Consider the following 22,814-nt stretch of genomic DNA (forward strand, 5'->3'; position numbering starts at 1 on the left):
CGAGTTAGAGTAAATAAATCCTAAAAAACAAGGAGCTTGGCAGATAATGACCATTTTGGTGGCGATATAATTAACTTTATAAAGCGGGTCATAGTATTAGCTTGTGTCACTCTATTACTTTTTCCCTTGTTAGTTGGCTAAAATCTGATACTATTCGCAAACATTTTTAAACCCCAACTCAGCTCGCCAGAGAAAAAAGATCAGTGAATCCTGCAAAAAGGATCTGTTCGGGTCTTGAGCAATGCATGGCAAGTTAGTATAATGCGCGACCTTTGATAGCCTTGTATGGATTTACCATAATGGTTTTTAACCTCTGACCGAGGTTCGGCCAAGCAAGGTTGATATCGAGCTGAAACGATTTGGAGAAGACATTCATGTCCCGAGTATGCCAAGTAACTGGTAAGCGTCCAGCAACGGGTAACAACCGTTCACACGCAAAAAATGCTACTAAGCGTCGTTTTCTGCCGAACCTACAAACTCATCGTTTCTGGGTAGAGAGCGAAAAACGTTTTGTTAAATTACGCCTATCTGCTAAAGGCATGCGTATCATCGACAAGAAAGGCATCGATGCTGTTCTTGCTGATATGCGTGCAAACGGCGAAAACGTTTAAGAGGAAATAGACCATGGCAAAAGGCATTCGTGAGAAAATCCGCCTAGTATCTTCAGCAGGTACTGGCCACTTCTACACTACTGACAAAAACAAACGTAACATGCCAGGCAAATTTGAGATCAAAAAATACGATCCAGTAGTTCGCCAGCACGTTGTGTACAAAGAAGCTAAAATCAAGTAATTGATTTAAGTCTCTTTACAGAGTGTAAATAAAACCCAACCTTCCGGTTGGGTTTTTTATTATCTGGACTTCATGCTTTACCTTTAGCTATATTCACTCATAGTGCGTCAAGATAATTCAAAGACGTATGGTCGTGTTTAGTAAAGAGGATTCCCCATGCGTGTAGCGCCATCAAAACGACGTCGCTGGAACAATATCATGATTGTTTTGGTGATTTTATTTATGGGTGTCCTTAACTTACCAACCTTAATCAAATCCTATTTGATTGCTCCCCCTGAAGAGGCGGCCCCGGCTTATCCTTATGTTCTTAATCACCATAAAGAACTGCATCAACTGAATTTTGCCCAGTTTTCATTAACGAAAAATGCTCAAGGTGAATGGCAAGCCAGCCAGTCGCTCCCCATTGCCCCACTCGAACTTGTGACACATTGGCAAGAGTTAAGTGGTACGGTTATCGATGAGAACACCATGCAGTCACTCGAACCTAAGCTGGGTAATCCAGGAACCGTAGAAGTGTGGTACCAAGACCAAGAAGAACCGCAAAGAGTGACGTACTATCAAACAGATAAGTTTTGGTTGTTTCATACTTGGCAAGGCCAATGGGTTGCGATTTCTGTCGCGAAAAGTTATATCATCCCTTATCTCGCTAAATAGCATCGTCCAGTTGTATTTAAGATGAGATCGCTATATTCACGTGAAGTAGTCACTTAAAAATAGCCTTTCAAGATCGCTAAACATTTATCTGAGGATTGATAGACCATGCCGGAATTACCTGAAGTTGAAGTGAGTCGCCAAGGTATTTCACCTTACTTAGTTGGAGTGACGGTGAAATCCATTGAAGTAAGAACCCCAAAACTCAGATGGGAGATCCCTTACGACTTGAAAAAGCTTGAAGGGCAGGTGATTCGTCACATTACACGGCGCGCTAAGTATCTATTATTGGCAACCGATGTGGGAACGGCCATCGTGCATCTTGGCATGTCGGGCTCACTACGAGTATTGGATGCGCCAATGGCTCCCGGTAAACACGACCATGTTGATCTGTTTATGAGTAATGGCCGAGTACTGCGTTACAATGACCCTCGCCGTTTTGGCGCATGGTTATGGTGCGATAAAGGGCAAGAGCACGCGGTGTTAGCCAATCTCGGCCCTGAGCCATTAAGCGATGAATTTACCGCTGAGTATATGATTGAGCGCGCCAAGCAAAAACGTGTCGCAATTAAGCAGTTCATTATGGATAACAAAATCGTGGTTGGGGTGGGGAATATTTACGCTAATGAATCTTTGTTTACCTCGCACATTTTGCCTTATCGAGAAACGGGGTCCTTATCTGCAGCTGAGTGGCATACGTTAGTACAAGAAATTAAAACAGTATTGGAACATTCGATTCAACAAGGCGGCACGACCTTAAAAGATTTTGCTCAAGCAGATGGCAAGCCCGGTTATTTTGCCCAAGAGTTAAGAGTGTATGGCAAAGCCGGTCAACCGTGTCCTGAATGTGGGGCTGACATTGCTGAACAAAAAATAGGCCAGAGAAATACCTTTTTCTGCCGCGTGTGCCAACGTTAATCTAATTAGTAAATAAATTAAGGGAGCTTTTATGAAATATTTGGTGACTGGTGCTGCTGGTTTTATTGGTTCGGCTGTTGTTCAGCGCCTTTGTGCTTTGGGTCACCAAGTGGTGGGAATCGATAATTTAAACGATTACTACCCTGTCTCTCTTAAAATGGATCGCCTAAAACGTATTGAGCATGAACTGTTTACGTTTAAAGAGCTGGACCTCGCCGACAGAGAAGGCATTGCCGAGTTATTCGCAACGGAGCAATTTCATCGCGTTATTCACTTAGCCGCTCAAGCCGGTGTGCGTTATTCCATCGAAAATCCAATGGCATATGCCGATAGTAACCTAGTGGGTCATCTAACGATTCTTGAAGGGTGTCGCCACAACAAAGTGCAGCATTTAGTGTATGCCTCTTCCAGTTCTGTTTACGGTTTAAACCGTAAGATGCCATTTGATACCTCTGACTCTGTTGATCACCCAGTTTCTCTTTATGCGGCGACCAAAAAAGCCAATGAAATGATGGCTCATAGCTATTCTCATCTTTATGATGTACCAACCACTGGCTTGCGCTTCTTTACGGTCTATGGCCCGTGGGGACGTCCGGATATGGCGCTGTTCAAATTCACCAATGCCATTGTTAAAGGTGAAGCGATTGATGTGTACAACAATGGCGACATGCAGCGCGATTTCACCTACATTGATGATATCGTTGAAGGTATTCTACGCATTCAAGATGTGATCCCAACTCGCCAAGAAGATTGGAATGTTGAGCAAGGATCGCCAGCCAGCAGTTCGGCACCTTACCGTATTTACAATATTGGACACGGTAGCCCAGTAAAACTGATGGATTACATTGAAGCACTGGAAGAGTCATTAGGTGTTGAAGCGAAGAAAAACTTTATGCCGATGCAGCCAGGTGACGTGTATGCTACATACGCAGATACCGAAGATCTCTTTAAGGCTATCGATTACCGACCTCAGGTCAAGGTAAAAGAAGGCGTACAAGCCTTTGTTGATTGGTATAAAGAGTATTACGGTTGCTAAGTAAGCCTTATGGAAAGTGAGCCGAAATGGCTCACTTTATGTATGGTAACGTACCATTCTTAAGATACTTCCCGTATAATTTGCGTCAGTATCCCCTTCAGAGATTTGCTCTTTATTATGATCGATATTGTTCTTTGTACAGACGAAAACTACGCAGCATATTGCTCTGTTGTTATGGTATCTGCGCTAAAAAATACTGTTTGTCCCGAAATGTTTCATTTTCATGTATTGACTCCCAATTTAACCTCATTATCTCAGGAAAAAATGAATAGTTTGGTCACGGAGTATGGTGCTAAATTAAGTATTTATGAAGCAGATACAGGCTTTTTTGACTCTGTGAAAGCTGATTTAGGTCGCTTTGGTATTGGAACTTTATTGAGACTATATATGGATCACTACTTACCACAAGAGTGTGAGCGTGTGATTTATCTCGATTGTGATCTGTTGATTTTAGGTGATTTAGCCAAGTTATCGAACGTTAATCTTAATGGTAATGTTGTTGGTGGAGTTCCTGATTTGTGCTCACCACAAACTTTTAAATCAAGAGAATATGAATATTTTAATGCAGGTGTTTTAGTTATTGATTTAGGTCTTTGGCGAGAAAAAAATATCGCCCAGCTAGCACTAGATTATTTGTCTAATCATAATGCTAAGTATTTAGACCAAGATGCTTTAAACTACATATTTCAAGGTCAATGGAAAATCTTGGATATTAGTTGGAACATGCAGCCAGCCGCTTATACTGCTTATGATAAAAAATATGATTATATTCCTCGTAAACAAATTGAAGAGGCAGTACATTTCCCGAATATCGTACACTTTATTGGTCCTGTAAAACCATGGCATGCTAACTGTACTCATCCACTGCAACAGTTATTTCTAGATTTTTCTAACTTTACCCCATGGCCAATCTCCCAGAAAGATTTACGTGCTCAAATTTCATGGACAAAACGAATAAACCGTCTGTTCAAGCACCTTAAAATCACTAAGCGACGCAAGATAACTAAGTATCAATTGTAGTAACCATCCTACATTAAATGTATTAGTTGTAATTCATTTTTCGTCGATTTGACACGATACGAACAGATACCTTATACATCTACAAAAAACATGGATTGTTTATTAGCGAGAGAGAATAATCACTAATATCGTCTAATAAGATAAAGCATTGAGTACAAATATATATGAAATTGACAAATCAAATTAAATCACTTGATCGTCGCATTGGTCCTTTACGACGCAAAAGTTCACTACTAAATTGTCTCTATAACCATATTACAGATATTAATGTTGAGCACAGTTTTCATTCAAAAAAAAGAAAAGAACAAGTTAAAAGTCAATCGACTCTTGCTATTAAGAAACTGTTAGAACCGACATCTTTGGTCTGCGATTCTACTGAACTGCCTAAGATTATTTGGATGTATTGGCATTCAGGTTTTGATACTGCACCAGAAGTTGTTCACTTAGCGGTTAGATCGTGGCAGGAAATGAATCCTGGGTATGAAGTAAGGCTCCTAACTGATAAGAATTTAAAAGATTATCTCGATTTTGACTTTAATATGGTTTTTAAGACCGCATCTATCCGTTGTTTAATGCCAACGAAGGCTGATATCTTGCGTTTTTACCTGTTAAGTCGATATGGCGGTGTTTGGGTTGATGCGACGACCTTTTGTATGGTTCCGTTAGATAAGTGGATTCACGAAGCTATGGCACCTTGCTCTCTTTTTAACTTCGTACAAAAAAACAATTTAACTCGACCTGTTGAAGCTTGGTTCATCGCTTCACCAAAGGCGTCTCCAATTATTCAAAGTGTTTTAAAACAGTATGTCGATTTGGTTTTTAAACCAAGATCTTACAGCTTATTTGTTATGGGTAAGCAAGCGCATTTTGAGCGGCTATTAAGTAAAGAAGAACGAGAGAAACCGTTGGATCCGAGCATTATTCAACGAGCAGAGCAACATGGTTTTATGCCCTATTTTTCAGTTGCTTATTTCTTCTATAAAGCGCTGAAAGATAATTTAACTCCAGAGCAAGTGAGCATTTACCTGAGACAAGATGAGCAGCAGTTAATGACCAATAAATTGGCTAAGACGAAAGATACAGAAGAAAACTTTATGAATTCTTGTGTCTCAAAGCAGACTTACCTTAGCTCTTATGCGAAAAGTGAATTGTTTGCGATGAGAAAGCATGAACTTTTAGCAAGAATTGAACAACAAACCGCCTAATTACTATTTGTAACAATTTGATTTCCCTCTTGTTTGGAGCTGCATCTGTTACTTTGATATTGTCGACAGTCAATGCTTTCATAGATGAGCAATACTTGGTTATGAGACCTTTGTTATTGTTACTCATAGGATTTTGTAATAGAACCATTACTAATGGTTAAGTTGTTCTAGAGATGAGGGAAATGCTAAAAATAGCTGTCTTTAACGTTGGTCGTAAGTGTTTTGGTAATACCATACTGCAGTTACCTTTTTTTGTTGCTTTGAAACAGCACTACCCAGATTGCCATATCACGTTATTTACGTCTCAACAAACGAGTCAAGTGCTGCTTTTTGATGGTTGTGTCGACCAAATTATCTCGGATAGAAAAGTGTCGCCAGTACGTTTATCCTCGATGATTAAAACGGGTGAATACGATCTTTTATTTAATTTAAGACGAACCAGTGGGCGCATTCATTTAAGTTGCGTTCTTAGTGGTATGGGCAACAAGTATGCCTACACAACTAGCCGTTTCCATGATGTCTTTTACAAAAAAAATGTGGTGTTTGATAAATGTACCATGTATCCAGCCATAGCGTATTTATCCTTGTTAAATGAAGTGACGGATAGCCATTACAATACGGATATTATTCGAACCTTAACGCCTGCTTCTGAACAGCGCCCTAATGCGCTCACATTGCTTCCTGGAGGAAGCTCTCATCCGAAAAAATGGCCGATTGGTCATTATATTAAAGCGGCAGAACAGCTGGTGTGCGATGAGCAGTTGAAGCACCAAATAGAGCAGGTCAACATTGTCTTGGGTCCTCAAGAAGAGGAATATCTCAGCCAGATTCCAGAGAGTATTGGTGTTGTTCCTGTGCGGATTCACAAACAACCTAACGTAAAACAATTGGTTGAGTTAGCGTCACAAAGTGTACTTGCTCTATCGAATGATTGTGGACCCGGGCATATATTTCAAATGAGCAAAGTGCCAATGGTGGTTTTATTTGGTTGGATTGATGGAGTATCACCATACCATGTTATTCAGGAATGGTTTTTAAGCCATAATAACTCGTGTGCTGTGACTCCAGATGTAGAACTAAAACAAGTTGATACTATCCCAGTCGAAAAAGTAGTGGGAATGGCTCGAGTGGTCGCCCATCTTTAGTCTCGTAAAAGATGAGAGAAAGCAGCTGACAAAAAAGAGCATGTAAATGCTCTTTTTCTCATAATAAGATATGTTGAAATGCTCGATTGATGCGCTTTAAGGTCTGTTTATAGGTGTAAGACGGAAACAGCATCCCAATCTTGATAAAGTTGGCAAACCCAATGCCATCAATCAAAATTAGCTCATACTCTCCTTGAGTGTTAGAGCGTAAGCAAATGTTTTGTAGGCGTAAATCGGTGACGGATACCGGTATGGCTAACATTTTGTCACGAAAGCGAATCGCTGCATCGCGAATCTTATCCATATCCAGTGCGATGTCGCTGTCCATCAGAGTCAGTAGGTTATGAGCCACACTGCCATCTTGTTCGAGCACTAATTCACAGACCAACCCTCTTCCTTGATTGGTTTCGACCCATTCGATCGGTTTGGCAACCGGAGCATCTTTATGCGCTAGATAGCGACGTGCGTAACGATACTCGCGTACACTTTCATCGATACGACGCTTTTGGTGATAGCGTACTTTAATGCATCGATCTGGAAAGTTCGGATGCTGATAACAGATCCGTTCCGAGCCCTTACCTATGACGTGTGCATGAGTAAGGTCAATCATGATTGCACCTTTTTCTCAATTGCCTCCGCAATGAACTCGGGAACAAAAGAGCGAATATCACCACCATGGATAGCCACTTCTCGCACGATGGTGGATGAAAGAAACATGTACTGCTCAGTCGGCGTAAGGAAAATGCTTTCTAAATTGGGTTGCAGATGGCGGTACATGTTCGTTAAACCAAACTCATATTCAAAATCGATAGTGGTACGCAAACCGCGAATCAATACATCCGCTTGTTCTTGCTTAACAAAATCGATCAGTAGTCCAGAAAAACCTTTCACTGAAACATTCGGTAGATGTTTGGTTACCTCAATGGCTTGTTCAACGCGCTCTTCTAAGGTGAACATGGTCTTTTTTGATGGGCTGGCCGCAACGCCCAGTACAACATGATCAAAAAGATTCGCGACACGTTGAATAATATCGAGATGACCGTTGGTTAACGGGTCAAATGTTCCCGGATAAACGACTTTCTTAATCATAATGGGTCAATTCTTTCGTAAATATCCTGATAAAGCATTGCAGTATGCTCAATTTTGAATGTCTGCAGCTTTTCTAATGCACCCGCTGCCAATGTCTCACGTAGTGGTTCATCATCTTTGATGGCGAGAATGGCAGACGCTAATGCCTGACTGTTACCTGGTTCAATTAGCAAACCAGATACGTGATCTTCAATAATATCGGGAATACCACCTGCTCGGCTTGCTACAACCGGCAATCCGCTATGCAGACCTTCTAAAATAACCGAACCTAAACCTTCGGTATAAGATGGATGAACCTGCATATCCGCAGCGGCAAACCAAGTTCCCATATTGCTCTGTTTGCCCATAAACGACAGGTTTGAGGGAGCGCCTGCGAGCTGCTCTAAATCTGCGCGCTCTTTGCCGTCACCCAATAACGCGAAATGGACATCAGGGTGGGATTTTTCGAGCAATTTAGCTGCGCCAATAGTGACATCAAATCCCTTGTGTTTGAGCATGTTGGCCGCATGAATTACCAGAAATTTCCCGGAAAATTGTTGCTGAATTTGCTCTAGTGCGGTTGGGTCAATTGGGTAGGTCACCGGAGAGCTTGGTATTTTAACGGTGTGCAGATTAGGGTAAGCATCATGGACTTTTTGAACAATGTCGCTACTTAAGCCAATGACCACTTTAGCGTTTGAATAAGCTTTAGTTGCCAACCATTTCTTTTTCAACACGTTATCAATACGGCGAGTAACGATATACGGAACCTTGAACAGTAAGTTCTGCAACCATGCCCAATAAATAGCTCGTCCTTCATGCACATGAATGAGCTGACAGCCTTCCGTAATATGACGTTGATGAGCACGCAAGTAGTGTGGTGCTAACACCAGACGGCAATCCAATTGGCGAATGGCTTCTGCAAAAGGGCTTTTGGGGTTCGCAACCACCGTAAGGTCGTACCCCATGGTAATTTGCTGCTTAATTAATTGCAGGGTTTGGTTTTCACCACCATGATACCCAGACGCCAAATTGACGTGACAAATCTTCATTCGTCTTACCAAACTTTGTTGAAGTCTTCTTGCGCGAGGACTTTTGGATCACGTTGGTATTCAAGCAATTTAGCGTATTTAAGATAACTGTTTACCGCAGAACTTAACGCTACAGTCATGCCATCTACGCCACCGAGAAAACCACGTTGTAGAATGTACTTACGGAAAAACGCGCTAAAACCGTGGGTAAACGGTGAGAATGCATTCGCGCGCTTTCCTTTTTGATACATGATCTTAGCGGCACGACCACTAAAATTGCGTCCTGGTTTAGCAAAGAGCTGACCGAGGTTTTCAAATGAATAGTGGATTAAATCGCAATCCAAATGTTTCGGGTTGTTCGCCTGAACAGACGCGTGTTGTTTGACTTCGGAGAATTTGGTTTTCTGACGGTTATAGAGACGAATACAGTAGTCAGGATACCAACCGCACTGTTTAATCCAGCGGCTACCAATATAATTACGGCGGCGGAAAGCAAACGCATCGTGCTCGGTGTGGGTGAGATCGAGCTGTTTAATCTGCTCAATGGCTTCAGGAGTTAAGCGTTCATCGGCATCAATGCTGAGAACCCAATCATTACTCGCGTGAGGTAGACCCACATTTTTTTGGAAACCGTCACCCAAGTAAGCCTGTTCTACGATAATGGCACCCATTTCGCGGGCAATCTCTTGCGTTGTGTCGGTACTTAATGAATCCACAATAATCACTTCAGAGCAAACGGTCTGAAGTGATTCAATACACTCTTTGATGTTCTTCGATTCATTGAGGGTAATGACAATGCCTGTAATCATTTTTATTCTCTCTAATTTCCAGTAAAAAGCCCGCCAAGGCATGGAGATTGGTCGGCAATATTAGCGATTTTATCGCCACAAGTCTTGCATAACCTTGTCAAACATCGCTTTGACCTGCTCTACAGAGATTCTTTCCATTGCTCGTTCGTCTTTGACTCGCGTGCGCCAATCTAACTCATCGATTGACTTATTTGGGTGCTCTAGCGCAATCGCTTCACGATAGGCTGATACCACATAATTACCAAAACAGTACGGGCCAGTTCGCTCTGGGTTGTGATGCGCGTAAAGGCCAATAACCGGTGTACCCATGGCATTCGCCATATGAGTTGGTCCGGTGTCAGGTGCGATCACCAAATCGACTTTGTCCAATAGCGCTAACATCTGCTTAATCGAGCTTTTGCCGACCACGTTGGTCACTGGATGGTGAATTTCGGCTAACACGGCGTTGCACAGCTTGGTTTCTACTGGCGAAGGGCTACCAGCGATAATCACATTAAAACCATGTTCTACTGCGTAATCGACGATCTGGGCATAGCCAGTGGCTGTCCAGTTTTTATATGCTTTACTTGCTCCAGGCACCATCACTAGGTTGCGCTTGGTGTTATCCAATTGAGCGTCTGCCCATTCGCCATCTTGTGGAGAGTACGGAATATGCCAAGTAGGATTCATATCCATCACTCCAAGTGTGTGCCCAAACGCAAGTAGTCCATCAAGCACATGTGGTGTGGCTGGAGAAGGCACTTTCACATTTGTGAACCATGTTTGGAAATCCTGACTCCGCAATGCATCAAAGCCCAGTTTATAGCGTGCTTTTATGCCCAGCGTTGCCACACTGGCACGTAAGGCGTATTGCATGTGTAACAGCGCATCAAATTGGCGACCTTTTAACTGGCTCCAAAGTTGTCGATACCCTTGCCACCCTTGTTTTTTATCAAACACGATAACTTCTATACCGGGCAGATCGTGGATCAATTGCGCTTCCAATTTTCCGGTAATCCAGGTGATCTGCGTTTGTGGCCATGCACGTTGAATGGCCTGCACCGCGGCAACGGTATTACACACATCCCCAATCGCAGAAAGACGCAATATACACAGCGATTGTGGGGCAGAAGTAAACAAAGTCATGGTGTCTCACTTGAATATCAATCTAATGGTAAAGCGGCGATTTGAGCAGTGCGCTTGTATGTTCATATAACGGCGTAATTTTATTGCGCCCATTAGTAAGCGTCTACTCATTTACCGGAAAACTATTGCAATACTGCTCAGCAATGCTTTGATTGTATTAGATGCAAAATCCTTTGTGGATTAAAAATAACTCAGTGTAAGTTAATTTATGGTTAAACTAGACACTTGTATAGCAAAAGTTTGTGTATTAGAGATAAGATAGTGACGAGCTTGTTGAGTTTTAGGTAAACTGCGTTACTTATTGACCAATAAGGAAAGAGTGAGCTTGTGAAAATACTTCATCCCTCGGCGAACCAGCAAATTTGGTACGACGAACATCTATTTAGTGGCGACCCACAGCAAGCATTTGACCCCCATTATTGGCAGCAGCAGCAAAAAGTTACCGGCAGTGCTCAAGGGCGCGGAACCACATGGTTTGTTCAATTAGACACCCTAGAGGGCGCTTTACGCCATTATCGCCGTGGTGGATTGTTTGGCAAGGTTGTCAAAGACCAATACTGGTTTCACGCGTGGGAACAGACTCGCAGTTATCAAGAATTCATTTTATTACAAAAGCTTAGTCAAGCTAACGTGAATGTTCCTCGCCCGATAGCGGCACGCGCCGTGAAGAGCGGCCCTTTTTACCGCGCCGATTTGTTGAGTGAAAAAATACCTAACGCCAGAGATATGGTGGAACTACTGTGTTCACATGCACTTAATCGACAAATCTATCAAAAAGTTGGACAGATGGTACGTCGTATGCACAATGTAGGGGTCAATCACACTGATCTCAACATTCACAATATACTGATAGATGACAACGAGAATGTTTGGATCATCGATTTTGATAAATGTGGCTTTGCCTCTCTAGGTGGCGAATGGGCCGAGCAAAATTTAGCTCGTCTTAAACGCTCATTTCTCAAGGAGCAGCCAAAATTTCCTACGCATTGGTCTTTAGAATGCTGGCAATGGCTAATGGAAGGCTATCAGCATCCTGAGGGCAATTCTTAGTCTTGAGTTGTTCGCCTGTCTTGTGGCAGGCAAATGAAAATAGGTCTCTGATATGAAAAACGTTAAGAGTAAATACACAACCCTCGGGTTGTTTGCTCTGGTGAATGCGTTGATTGCGATATTGATTGCAATGCGTTATTTCCAATATTTGCCTGTTATTCCAACCGACGGCATTGGGTTTACCTATTTAGTAACAGCGGTACTCGGTCATATCTCTATGCTGGCTGGCGTCATTGCTTTAGTTGGTCTTTTGGTGATGTGGTTGCCGTTTGGCGTTGCTCGTTGCCTTGTCGCGCTGTTAGCTACGTTATCTTTGGCCGCTTTAACGATAGATACATTTGTCTTTGCTCAGTATCGTTTTCATATCAATGCCGTTGTGCTCAACATGGTGTTATCAGGACAGATTGTTGAGTTTGCCTTACCCACTTGGCTCAAAGTGATTGGGAGCTTTGTTGCTCTATGGTTGATGCAATGGTGGTTAGTTGGGGTTACCCATCGCTACCTTACACCAATGCGCTGGCGTTTTGGCAAAGCATTTAGCGGGTTAATCGTGGTATGTGTACTGGTTTCTAGTGGTATTCACGTATGGGCTTCAGCCAATGGTCGTCAATCGGTGTTAATGACAGACCGTTATTTGCCATTGTATTACCCATTAACGGCCAATTCGTTAATGAAAAAAATGGGTTGGGTGGATCTTCAAGCGCTAGAGAATGAAAAGTCCCTGAAAAACAGCAGTAAAAAAAGCGATCTTCATTACCCAAAATCACCGCTACAAACGGAGCCGGTCGCCAAACCGCTTAACATCGTATTTTTGGTCATCGATTCATGGCGTTACGACAGCTTCACACCAGAAGTGTCACCGAACTTGTGGCGTTATGCGCAGCAAGGACGTATTTATCAGCACCATATCTCCACCGGTAATGCGACCCGTGCTGGCATCTTTGGTTTATTCTATGGCATACCATCTACCTACTGGCAAGCGTTCTTGGCTAACCAACGTTCACCAGTGCTAATGGATCGCATGCAACAATTGGGGTATGACATCCAAGCCTTTGGTTCAGCAAAAATCACTAACCCAGAGTTTAACCAAACCGTATTTCGTCATGTGCCGAATTTGCGCCTAGAGTCTGACGGTAATTCACCTTATCAACGAGATGAAGATGTCAACCACGATTGGATGCAATGGTTTGAGCACCGCGATACATCCAAACCAAGTTTCTCATTCTTGTTTTACGATGCGCCGCACGGTTACGATTTTCCTGCCGATTACTCACCTACCTTTGAGCCGATGCTTAAAGATGTGGATTATCTGAAGCTAAACAATGACTTTGATCCAAAGCCATTTATGAACCGCTATAAAACATCTGTTCATTTCACCGATGGTTTAGCGGGCCAAGTGTTAGATAAACTCAAAGCCAGTGGCCAGTTAGATAACACGGTGGTGATTATTACGGGCGACCATGGCCAAGAGTTAAACGACAATAAATTGAATTATTGGGGGCACAACAGTAACTTCACCAACTATCAGGTTCATGTGCCATTTGTGGTGTTAGCACCCGGTATAAAAGCAGGTGAAGAGCTGAATATGACCAGCCACCAAGATGTAGCGCCAACATTGCTGCACCATTTCCTTGGTGTGACTAGCCCGATAGCGGATTATTCAACGGGGGTTGATTTACTTGACCCAGTGGCTAAGCGCGATTGGATCATCTCCGCGAAATACAGTGGTTATGCGGTGATTACCGATAAAACCATCCTCGAAGTATCGTCGGTAACCGGTGGCTATGAGCTACTTGATAAGACAAATCGACCGATCAGTGACGCGAAGCCAAACTTCTCGCAATTACAGGCGGCGTTGGAAGAAATCAGCCGTTTTAGTAAGTAAATATCGATGCCCGACACGCTTTGCATGTCGGGCATTTTTTCTTTTGTGATAAAGTGTGGCTCTAAATCAGACGAACCAAGAACCCAACATCCTTATGTTCCGTATTTTCTATACCTTACTGATTACCCTAATTTCGCCTTTGGCGTTGTACGCCTTATTAAAAAAACGCAGCGACAAGCCCGCGGTTGGTTCGCGGTGGAAGGAATATTTCGGCCACGTGTCGCCACTCAAGAGTATTGCTTCTGCAGAGGATGATAACCGAACGGTTGTTTGGCTTCATACAGTGTCGGTGGGGGAAGTATTAGGCGCTACGGCTTTTGTCCGGGCGTTAAAAAAACGCTATCCCGAGGTAAGCGTGGTTATGACCACCACCACGACCACAGGGGCTGAACAAGTCGGCAAATTGGGTGATTTGGTCGAACACCGTTTTATGCCGCTTGATTTTCCTTGGGCCATTCGCCGTTTTATTCGTACGATTCAACCCAATCAACTGTTGATCATGGAAACTGAATTGTGGCCAAACACACTTGCGGTTGCCAAGCAGATGAAAGTGCCGGTTTCGGTGATTAACGCACGTTTATCGCAACGCTCTGCGCAGCGTTATCAAAAATTGGCTGCAATTGGCCGTTTCCTTGCTCGTCATATCGAACATATTTATTGCCTACATCAAGATGACGCAAAGCGCTTTGAATCATTGGGATTTGCCGCAACACAAGTGTCGGTGACCGGTTCGCTTAAATTCGACATTCAAGTCTCTGAGCAAGTGATTGAACAGGGCAGAAAATTAAGAACTGCATTAGGTGTCGACCGCCCGGTATGGGTTGCAGCCAGTACACACCAAGGGGAAGATGAACAGTTACTTGAAGTGCATCGTCAGGTCATCACTCAGTTACCTAATGCGTTGATGATATTGGTGCCACGTCACCCAGAGCGATTTAAAAGTGTGGCAGAGCTGGTGGTGTCGCAAGGCATGACGTGCGTCAGGCGAACCTACGCTCAAGCGGTTGAGGCTCAAACACAAGTCTATCTTGCGGATACCATGGGCGAGATGATGACGGTACTGAGCGCGAGCGATGTGTGTTTTATGGCGGGCAGTTTACTTGGCAATAAGGTCGGTGGGCATAATTTACTTGAACCTGCTGCTCTTGGCTTACCGACGATCACTGGACCAAGCTATTTCAATTTCACTGATATTACCCAGCAACTGTTACAAGCCAAAGCGACCACGGTGTGCGAAACCCCAGAACAAATCGCCACCACGTTGGTCGGCTTGTTGAATAATGAATCTGAACGAGCAGCACAAGGGCAAAGTGCATTACAGGTGGTAAACCGCAATCGTGGCTCAATAGATAACACGTTAACAGGATTATTTTCTCATGAAGCAGCTTGATTACCAGTACCCACTCAACCCAGATTGGCAGATGCCTGTTACCATTGATGCCAGTGGGCAACTGATATTTGATAAAAATGAGCTACCTGACTTAGATAAGATGACGCTATTGCTGGAATTTAGCTATAGCGCAAAAAGTAAGCAGAAAATGGGTTGTGTGACTCTGTCTCAACCGAACTATCAAGCCGAAGGGCGAGCAGGCGAACAGTATTTCGAAGCGGGGCAATCGGGAAAACGGTATGTGAACTTGTCGGCTTTTGAGCATCTCGATGAGTTAACCCTTAAAGCCGATGATTGCCATATGGGTGAACAAGCGCGTTTAATTGGGTTTCATAACCCAGATGTGTCGCAAGGCCCTATTTTAATTGTGGCACCGCATGCGGATGATGCTGAGTTAGCGGCTTATGGCCTGTACGCCAAGCATCATAAGAATGTGTGGATTGTTACCTTATATGCCGGTGAAACGCTGCAAAAGCTGGATAAACAGTATATTCCTAACCTTGATACCAAGCTCGAAGAGGGCATTGCGCGCAAGGCTAATATCCGCCATTGGAATAGCATGACCACACCGTTACTGGCTAATGTTCCCGCAAAGCAATTAGTGAATTTGGCCTATACCGGAATCACAGAGGATAACCTTCACTCGGCCCCTCATACCGAACTGCCTTACGGAGTTTCCGGTTTAAATCCAAGTCACTTTCGGCAATGGAATGGCGTGTCACTTGCCAATGATGATAAGGGCGAAAACTCACCACAGTCGATGGTAAATGAGCTAGCACAGCTACTGGATATCATTCAACCTGCGACTGTGCTGGTCACTGACCCTGAAATCGACCCTCATCCTGAACACCGAGCTGCGGCAAATGCGTTGGCCCTTGCTATCAAGCAGAGTGAGCACTTACCGCAGCAGGTATTACTTTATATTAATCACCTAAAAGGCATTCACGATTTTCCTTATGGACCAGAGCATGTGACTACGGCTCTTGCACCAAACTATCAGGAATTTCGTCAGCTTCAGGCTGTGAAGGTCTTTAGTCATCAGTTACCGTTTTCTACTCAGCTTAATAAGGTCGTAGCACTGGATTCGATGCATGATTTACGCGCCAAAGACCGCTTCGAGAAGAAACTCAAACGCTGGTGGAAGGAAAAACGCTTTGGTTATGGCTATCGCTACTACGGTGCCCACGCCTACTTCCAAACCCATATCAAAGCCGCAGAAGTGTTTACTGTCGTATCAGGTGAGGCGTTTAGTGAGCAGTTACTAGCAAGGTAATAGTTAACCACCATAGACCGAGCATCACTCAATCCGCGGCTCGAGCATATTGGCTACGGCGATCTCGATCCGGCCCCCTCCTTCTTTAGAGGGAGGGCTGGGGAGGGAGCTAGCGCGCGTTGCAGCTACAGTATTCGCAGTATTTTTTTGAGTACTTGGTGTGATTTGATGCTTTTGCATTAGCTTCAGTGGAAGCCAAATAAAATACGCAGGAATTTTAATTTTATTGAATTATTTGTATTTAATTTGTTGTTTTACAAAGAAAAGTTAGACTCCTGCGCATGTTCCCCCCTCTAACTCCCCCCTTAAAACCAAGGGGGGAGGACCAGATCGAGCACGCTGTGATTTTGGTGCTCACCGCATGCCCGAGGACCAGATCGAGAATGCTGAGATTTTAGTGCTCACCGCATGCCCGAGGACCAGATCGAGCACGCTGTGATTTTGGTGCTCACCGCATGCCCGAGGACCAGATTGAGCACGCTGTGATTTTAGCGCTCACCGTCATGTTCAAGAACTAAATGGATTTGTAGTAATTACTTGAAATTAAGCCAATGTTGATAGCTTATGTGATCACAGTTTCAAGCATTACTGAAGCCACGGCTCGAGCACATTGGCTACGGCGATCTCGATCCGGCCCCCTCCTTCTTTATAGGGAGGGCTGGGGAGGGAGCTAGCGCGCGCTGAAGTTACTGTATTCAAAGTATTTTTTGAGTACTTAGTGTGATTTGATGCTTTTGCATTAGCTTCAGTGGAAGCCAAATAAAATACGCAGGATTTTAAATTTTATTGAATTGTTTGTATTTAATGTGTTGTTTTACAAAGAAAAGTTAGACTCCTGCGCATGATCCCCCCTCTAACTCCCCCCTTAAAACCAAGGGGGGAGGACCAGATCGAGCACGCTGTGATTTTGGTGCTCACCGCATGCCCGAGGACCAGATCGAGCACGCTGTGATTTTAGCGCTCACCATCATGTTCAAGAACCGGATTGATTTGTAGTAATTGCATGAAGTTAAGCCAATTCTGATAGCTGATGTGGTCACAGTTTCAAGCATCACTGAACCCACGGTTCGAGCACGCTGTGATTTTGGTGCTCACCATCATGTTCAAGAACCGGATAGATTTGTAGTAATTGCTTGAAATTAAGCCAATGTTGATAGCTGATGTGGTCACAGTTTCAAGCATCACAGAAGCCACAGCTCGAGCGCATTGGCCAAAGCGAACTCGATCTGGCCCCCTCCTTCTTTAGAGGGAGGGCTGGGGAGGGAGCTAGTGCGCGATGAAGTTACAGTATTCGCAGTATTTTTTTGAGTACTTGGTGTGATTTGATGCTTTTGCATTAGCTTCAGTGGAAGCCAAATAAACTACGCAGGAATTTTAATTTTATTGAATTATTTGTATTTAATGTGTTGTTTTACAAAGAAAAGTTAGACTCCTGCGCATGATCCCCCTTCTAACTCCCCCCTTAAAACCAAGGGGGGAGGACCAGATCGAGCACGCTGCGATTTTAGCGCTCACCGTCATGTTCAAGAATCGGATGGATTTGTAGTAATTGCATGAAGTTAAGCCAATTCTGATAGCTTATGTGATCACAGTTTCAAGCATTACTGAACCCACGGCTCGAGTACATTGGCTACGGCGATCTCGATTTGGCCCCCTCCTTCTTTAGAGGGAGGGCTGGGGAGGGAGCTAGCGCGCGATGAAGTTACTATAATCCATATAAAACAATTAATTAGAATGGATGTCAGCAAACTCATCAATAAAGGTATTCACAATTTGTTTGCCATCAAATTGAGCCAGAGAGCGCGCTACGCAGTCATTGTAGACGTCATTCTGCTTCGCATTTAAAGCGAACCACATCTTCTCGGCTAATGCTTCTGGGGTCATCTCAGCTAAGTATTGACCAAGCTCTCCTTGCATAATGTCAGTCACACCGCCTGGGCAGTTGGTTGCGACTACCGTGGTACCGCACGCAAGTGCTTCAATTATCACCATTCCCAACCCTTCAGAACGGGAACTTAGCACAAATAAATCAGCATGATGGAACCAGGCATAAGGGGGATTTTGCGCGCCTTTGAAAAATACACGATCACGTAGCTGCAGCTCATCAACCAGCTTTTCTAAGCGCTCTCTTTCTTTACCATCACCGACAATCACCAAGTCTTGTGCTATCTCATGTTGTTGTATCAAACGATGGTAAGCATTAATCAGCAAAGGAAAATTCTTCACAGGATTGAGTCGACCTAACCCCAAAATAAAAGGTTTGGAGTGAAGTGTTTCACGAGAACCCACCGGATGAGATTCAATGCGTTCGAACTCTATAGGGTTGGTAATTAGTGCCATCTTCGCTGGCGTTATTTTGTGATGTTGTGTCATCTGACCAAAGCTTTCCAGTGCGCCTTTCGAGATGCAAACAACATTACGGTTGCTGTACAACTGCGAAAAAGCCCAACGAGATAGAAAGCCATAGTGTTCTTGAGCTTGTGTGCTTTCGCAGACAAATACAAAACGAGGATCTCGCAACGGCCAAACATGCTCAAAGGTGCCGTGACCACGAAAGATAATTAAATCAAACGGTTTTCCCGCTTCTTTTTCCATTTGTGCTAGCTTTTTAGCAAAGATTCTTGCTTCGGCATAAGCAAAAAAGAGCGAGTAAGTCTTACGCATCAAGAGGTTGGAAAAACGGCATAAGATTAGCCACAAAATCCCAATACCAGTTTGTAGAACGCCTCTTTTTACATCAATCAGAGAAACTGGAATCGCGGGGTTGTCTGGTTTTAATTCAACACGGCGATTTTTGAGATAGATCAGATCTACCTCATGACCATTATTATGATAGGCGCTCGCTAGATTGACAGCGACACGCTCCATACCACCAATTTTAAGACTGTTGACAACTACCGCGATTTTCATTGTTTGTCTCATCTGTATGTGTTGGGAAAAGATGATGTGTTATAGCAAAAGTATAGAAAGCAGCCATAAATACGTTATGAGTCAATACTCCGTATGTGCGGAAGTTAAATGATTCAAATCCATTGATAGTAAGCCAGTAAACGACAATACATAAAGCTAGCAGTATCCAGTGCTCTGAATGTGGAATATGGTTCCTAAGCTTAACTAATGAACATAGCATAACAATGTACGTTCCGTTTAAAATAGCAAAGCCAAAAAGCCCATAGGTGACAAGGGCATCCATGTGGAAACTGTGTAAATGTCGAAGACCAACGATAATGTCATAGTGTTCATTTATACGTTCAGCAAAAACTTGTGAGAGCATAATAACAGCAGCAGGACCTCGCTCTCCAACACCAATAAATGGATGATCAGCTATCCATTTTGAGGCTTCTATCCATGAGTTTATCCGTATACCTATGTTGGACATAGGTATATTGTGCCAATCGAAATTTAAGAGTTTTTGGACGGTGTTTGTGTCGCTTTGATTAAAACGATCAAGTATGACAGGGAGTAGGCAGTAGCCAACGAGAGAGATCAGAACAATAGTAGCAACATAAGAAATGATGAGTTTTATTGCACCTTTATGGCCATAAGCTATTTTATGAAGGAATGGGAATAAAACAGCGATCATTAATATACCTAGAAAAACCATTCTAGATTGAGATATGACGGTTATAGTTATAAAAAAGATAGCAAATAGGGCTAGAACTAAAGCTGTTATTAAACGGATTTTGGTAAATTCATATTTTTTGGAATTTAAATAAAAAAACAAAAACCAAACAGGCTTAGTATAGAAAAAATACCACCAAACATTGAGGTATATTGAGCATTTTTGATGTCGAAGTCAACTCTGTCCCCATTAAGCCCTCTCATGAAACTGTCAATAAAATCAGATTTTATTGACATCCCCAATATAAAACTCGCGGCAAATAGGATAAACAATAAATATATGGATTTTGGTTTACCTCTTAGCCAGTAAGCCATGGGAATAAAAATAAATAGCCTAGCTGCTCTATCAATTTCAGGGAGGTCTTTAGCATATTGTGGAATGACAGATAAGCTATTTATCCAACTAATAATTGTGGCTACTATAGCTAAACCTAACATTATAAACATTGGTTCTTGAAATATTTTATTGCGATAATAGAAAAATATCGGCAAAGAACCAATTAAAAATAGAGCCCGGAAAAAACCACTAACTTGAGGAAAAGGAATAGAAAATAGCACATATCCAAAAATAGCCAATAGCATGATTAACTGATAACGTTCATGCTCAAAAATATTTTTTATCATAATAGGTCAATAACTCGATTAGCTTCTAGGAGAGTCATACATTTTAAATGTCCTAGTGGACACTGACGTTGAAAACAAGGGCGACACTCAATATCGGTACTAACAATATTGACTTTATCAGTAAGTGGCGGAGTGTAATCTGGTGATGTGGACCCATAGACCCCAATTACATGACATCCGACTGCTGCAGCTACATGCATCAAGCCTGAATCGTTACTGACGACGGTTTTACAAGCACCGAGTAAATCCACCGCTTGAATTAAGCTGGTAGCACCTGCCAAGTTATGCAATTCACTTTGCTGCTGGGTGGCAACATGCTGAACAATTTCTTCGCAAGTAGCGTGGTCTTTCTTGGATCCGAATAGCCAAACTTGATAGCCTTTTTCAACTGCGTATTGTGCTACTTCTGCGTAGTGCTTAGTTGGCCACTGTTTTGAAGGGCCAAACTCCGCACCAGGGCAAAGGCCAATAACCGGTTTGGTAAGCGAAAGAGAAAACTGGCTTAGTGCTTGTTGTTGGGTATCCAAATCTACAGTGAGTTTAGGAACCGGTAGGGTGGATAAGCCACCTAACGAACTTGAATCGATCATCTCTTTCTTGGGGTGAGCTAGCGCAACTAGGCGTTCCACCATGTACTGAAAGGCTTTACGATTAGGGCGAATATCATTCAATAGCCCATAGCGCATTTCCCCTTTCCAACCAATACGCTTTGGAATTCGAGCAAAGAAAGGGACCAATGCAGACTTAGCTGAGCGAGGAACAATATAAGCTCGGTCATATTGTTCAGTACGTAACTGACGACCAATGCTGTAACGAGTTTTGATATCAAATGCGCCATGCCCCAGTGGCATTTCTAATGCTTGGCGAACTTCTGGCATGCGCTCGAGGATGGGCTTGCACCAACCTGGAGCTAATACATCAATGATAAGTTCAGGTTCTTGTTCTTTTAGGCGTTTAAACAGCGATTGTGACATCACCATATCGCCGACCCATGAAGGGCCAATAATTAACACTTTGCTCATTTTTTATCACTTTCTTGTAATTGAGCTTTTGCTTCTCGATAAAAGTCACGACCGTCTGGCTGGGTCTTCAATAAACGCAATGTCCACATATATTGCTCTGGTGACTGCGAAACTGTCTGTTCGATGAATTTGTTCATCATGCGAGCATCTTGCTCTTCCGATTGTGTTGGAAAATCATCAAAAGCTGGATAAATATCAACGGTGTATCTCCCCGATTTAGCGTCAATCGAAGTAAACACCGGAACAATAGCTGCTCTAGAGAGTTTAGACAATTTCCCTAGTCCTTTCAGAGTGGCTTTGGTTGTCGCAAAAAAATCCACAAAAACACTGACATCGGCACCGTGGTCTTGATCAGGTAAATAATAGCCAAGGTAGCCGTCACGAACCGATTTAATAAAAGGTTTAACTCCGTCGTCACGTTCGTGTACTTTACCGCCATATTGCACTCGTTGACGATGCATCAGCCAATCTTGAACTTCGTTTTTTTGTCTTTTAGCCATCGCGGCAACAGGTAAGTCCAAAGAGGCAAGCAAAATGGCTGGAATATCAATGGTCCAATAGTGTGGTACCAACAGAATGACATTCTTACCTTGTTCTTGTGCGGCTTTAATATGCTCTAAGCCGCGAACATCACACTGTTGCTGTAACCAATGGCGGCTTTTGAGTGTTAGTAAGCCAAAACCGGTAAGAAATACACCAGCAGTAACCAAGGTGTTGAGCAGTATCAGCTCTCTCTCTTCAACGCTTTTTTCAGGAAAACAATGCGCTAAGTTTGTTCGTGCGTTGAGCATTGTGCCGGTTTTCTTTTTGATCATCTTATTAGCCAACTTGGTTGATAACCAGTAGCGAAACTGATGAGGAAGTAAAGAAAACGGGATCCACACAACCAAAGTTAACCAGGTTCCCCAGTATTTAGGAGCGAAAAAACGCCAGGTTAATCGAGGGTTATACGCTTTAGGGTCGAAATCATCACGAGCAGAAGAAGGCATGCAAATCTCAAATCTATTACAAATCACACTAACAAATAAGTCGGTAGTATAGCAGTCAAGCACTGAGAAGGAAGATAAGTTGGTTAAACAAGGGGCTATTTTTACGTAAATAACCTCACGAGCTATTGAATAATGAGTGAAGAATAAGAAACGCGGTTAG

At 43.1% G+C, this 22,814-nt stretch carries 22 protein-coding genes; 12 read left to right on the top strand and 10 right to left on the bottom strand.

Going from position 1 to position 22,814, the window contains the following annotated elements:
• Positions 1-374 precede the first annotated feature (374 nt).
• From rpmB to JCM16456_RS00550, 8 genes are all read left to right on the top strand, one after another.
• Entirely contained in the window at positions 375-611 is a 237-nt protein-coding gene (gene rpmB, locus JCM16456_RS00515) for a 50S ribosomal protein L28 (protein WP_068711438.1), read from the top strand.
• Positions 612-624: 13 nt separating this feature from the next.
• On the top strand, positions 625-792 hold the full coding sequence (gene rpmG / locus JCM16456_RS00520; RefSeq protein WP_001051801.1) for a 50S ribosomal protein L33: 168 nt from the start codon (positions 625-627) through the stop codon (positions 790-792).
• A 156-nt stretch (positions 793-948) separates the two neighbouring features.
• The gene (locus tag JCM16456_RS00525) at positions 949-1,446 is read left to right on the top strand and encodes a hypothetical protein (RefSeq protein WP_068711440.1); all 498 of its coding nucleotides are present in this window, start codon (positions 949-951) and stop codon (positions 1,444-1,446) included.
• 105 nt (positions 1,447-1,551) lie between these two features.
• Complete coding sequence (gene mutM, locus JCM16456_RS00530) at positions 1,552-2,361, top strand: bifunctional DNA-formamidopyrimidine glycosylase/DNA-(apurinic or apyrimidinic site) lyase (RefSeq protein WP_068711442.1); 810 nt, start codon at positions 1,552-1,554, stop codon at positions 2,359-2,361.
• A gap of 31 nt (positions 2,362-2,392) precedes the next feature.
• Complete coding sequence (locus tag JCM16456_RS00535) at positions 2,393-3,397, top strand: NAD-dependent epimerase (RefSeq protein ID WP_068711444.1); 1,005 nt, start codon at positions 2,393-2,395, stop codon at positions 3,395-3,397.
• Positions 3,398-3,514: 117 nt separating this feature from the next.
• On the top strand, positions 3,515-4,417 hold the full coding sequence (locus JCM16456_RS00540; RefSeq protein ID WP_068711446.1) for a glycosyltransferase family 8 protein: 903 nt from the start codon (positions 3,515-3,517) through the stop codon (positions 4,415-4,417).
• Between the two features lie 164 nt (positions 4,418-4,581).
• Positions 4,582-5,622, top strand: coding sequence for a capsular polysaccharide synthesis protein (locus tag JCM16456_RS00545; RefSeq protein WP_068711448.1), 1,041 nt, complete (start codon positions 4,582-4,584; stop codon positions 5,620-5,622).
• A 182-nt stretch (positions 5,623-5,804) separates the two neighbouring features.
• Positions 5,805-6,767, top strand: a complete 963-nt coding sequence (locus JCM16456_RS00550; RefSeq protein ID WP_068711450.1) for a glycosyltransferase family 9 protein — start codon at positions 5,805-5,807, stop codon at positions 6,765-6,767.
• A gap of 58 nt (positions 6,768-6,825) precedes the next feature.
• Here the strand turns inward: JCM16456_RS00550 and JCM16456_RS00555 are convergent, their stop codons facing one another.
• The 5 genes from JCM16456_RS00555 to JCM16456_RS00575 form a co-directional block, all read right to left on the bottom strand.
• Positions 6,826-7,377: a YrbL family protein gene (locus tag JCM16456_RS00555; RefSeq protein WP_068711451.1), complete on the bottom strand. Its 552-nt coding sequence runs from the start codon at positions 7,375-7,377 to the stop codon at positions 6,826-6,828.
• Positions 7,374-7,856, bottom strand: a complete 483-nt coding sequence (gene coaD / locus JCM16456_RS00560) for a pantetheine-phosphate adenylyltransferase (RefSeq protein WP_068711453.1) — start codon at positions 7,854-7,856, stop codon at positions 7,374-7,376. The genes JCM16456_RS00555 and coaD overlap by 4 nt, the downstream gene beginning before the upstream one ends.
• On the bottom strand, positions 7,853-8,887 hold the full coding sequence (locus JCM16456_RS00565; protein WP_068711455.1) for a glycosyltransferase family 4 protein: 1,035 nt from the start codon (positions 8,885-8,887) through the stop codon (positions 7,853-7,855). Before JCM16456_RS00565 ends, coaD begins: the two co-directional genes overlap by 4 nt.
• Before the next feature lie 5 nt (positions 8,888-8,892).
• The gene (locus JCM16456_RS00570) at positions 8,893-9,675 is read right to left on the bottom strand and encodes a glycosyltransferase family 2 protein (RefSeq protein ID WP_068711457.1); all 783 of its coding nucleotides are present in this window, start codon (positions 9,673-9,675) and stop codon (positions 8,893-8,895) included.
• A gap of 69 nt (positions 9,676-9,744) precedes the next feature.
• Positions 9,745-10,800: a glycosyltransferase family 9 protein gene (locus JCM16456_RS00575; RefSeq protein ID WP_068711459.1), complete on the bottom strand. Its 1,056-nt coding sequence runs from the start codon at positions 10,798-10,800 to the stop codon at positions 9,745-9,747.
• A 327-nt stretch (positions 10,801-11,127) separates the two neighbouring features.
• Between JCM16456_RS00575 and JCM16456_RS00580 the strand changes: the two genes are divergently transcribed.
• The 4 genes from JCM16456_RS00580 to JCM16456_RS00595 are packed head-to-tail and all read left to right on the top strand — an operon-like array spanning position 11,128 to position 16,398.
• Positions 11,128-11,850, top strand: coding sequence for a 3-deoxy-D-manno-octulosonic acid kinase (locus JCM16456_RS00580; RefSeq protein WP_068711461.1), 723 nt, complete (start codon positions 11,128-11,130; stop codon positions 11,848-11,850).
• A gap of 52 nt (positions 11,851-11,902) precedes the next feature.
• On the top strand, positions 11,903-13,735 hold the full coding sequence (locus JCM16456_RS00585; protein WP_068711463.1) for a DUF3413 domain-containing protein: 1,833 nt from the start codon (positions 11,903-11,905) through the stop codon (positions 13,733-13,735).
• A gap of 55 nt (positions 13,736-13,790) precedes the next feature.
• A complete protein-coding gene (waaA, locus tag JCM16456_RS00590; RefSeq protein WP_331710513.1) occupies positions 13,791-15,125 on the top strand; it encodes a lipid IV(A) 3-deoxy-D-manno-octulosonic acid transferase in 1,335 nt (444 codons plus the stop codon).
• On the top strand, positions 15,112-16,398 hold the full coding sequence (locus JCM16456_RS00595; protein WP_068711467.1) for a PIG-L family deacetylase: 1,287 nt from the start codon (positions 15,112-15,114) through the stop codon (positions 16,396-16,398). The genes waaA and JCM16456_RS00595 overlap by 14 nt, the downstream gene beginning before the upstream one ends.
• A gap of 1,725 nt (positions 16,399-18,123) precedes the next feature.
• Here the strand turns inward: JCM16456_RS00595 and JCM16456_RS00600 are convergent.
• Genes JCM16456_RS00600 through lpxM form a run of 5 tightly spaced genes read right to left on the bottom strand, consistent with a single transcriptional unit; the run spans position 18,124 to position 22,654 of the window.
• Positions 18,124-19,308 carry a glycosyltransferase gene (locus JCM16456_RS00600; protein WP_068711469.1) on the bottom strand — a complete coding sequence of 395 codons (1,185 nt, stop codon included), beginning with the start codon at positions 19,306-19,308 and terminating at the stop codon, positions 18,124-18,126.
• A complete protein-coding gene (locus JCM16456_RS00605; protein ID WP_082712195.1) occupies positions 19,277-20,122 on the bottom strand; it encodes an O-antigen ligase family protein in 846 nt (281 codons plus the stop codon). The genes JCM16456_RS00600 and JCM16456_RS00605 overlap by 32 nt, the downstream gene beginning before the upstream one ends.
• Entirely contained in the window at positions 20,107-20,643 is a 537-nt protein-coding gene (locus JCM16456_RS00610; protein ID WP_068711474.1) for a hypothetical protein, read from the bottom strand. The genes JCM16456_RS00605 and JCM16456_RS00610 overlap by 16 nt, the downstream gene beginning before the upstream one ends.
• A complete protein-coding gene (gene waaF, locus JCM16456_RS00615) occupies positions 20,640-21,665 on the bottom strand; it encodes a lipopolysaccharide heptosyltransferase II (protein ID WP_068711476.1) in 1,026 nt (341 codons plus the stop codon). The genes JCM16456_RS00610 and waaF overlap by 4 nt, the downstream gene beginning before the upstream one ends.
• A complete protein-coding gene (gene lpxM, locus JCM16456_RS00620) occupies positions 21,662-22,654 on the bottom strand; it encodes a lauroyl-Kdo(2)-lipid IV(A) myristoyltransferase (protein WP_068711478.1) in 993 nt (330 codons plus the stop codon). Before lpxM ends, waaF begins: the two co-directional genes overlap by 4 nt.
• Between the last annotated feature and the right edge of the window lie 160 nt (positions 22,655-22,814).

It is taken from the genome of Vibrio tritonius (assembly GCF_001547935.1).
Lineage (GTDB): Bacteria > Pseudomonadota > Gammaproteobacteria > Enterobacterales > Vibrionaceae > Vibrio > Vibrio tritonius.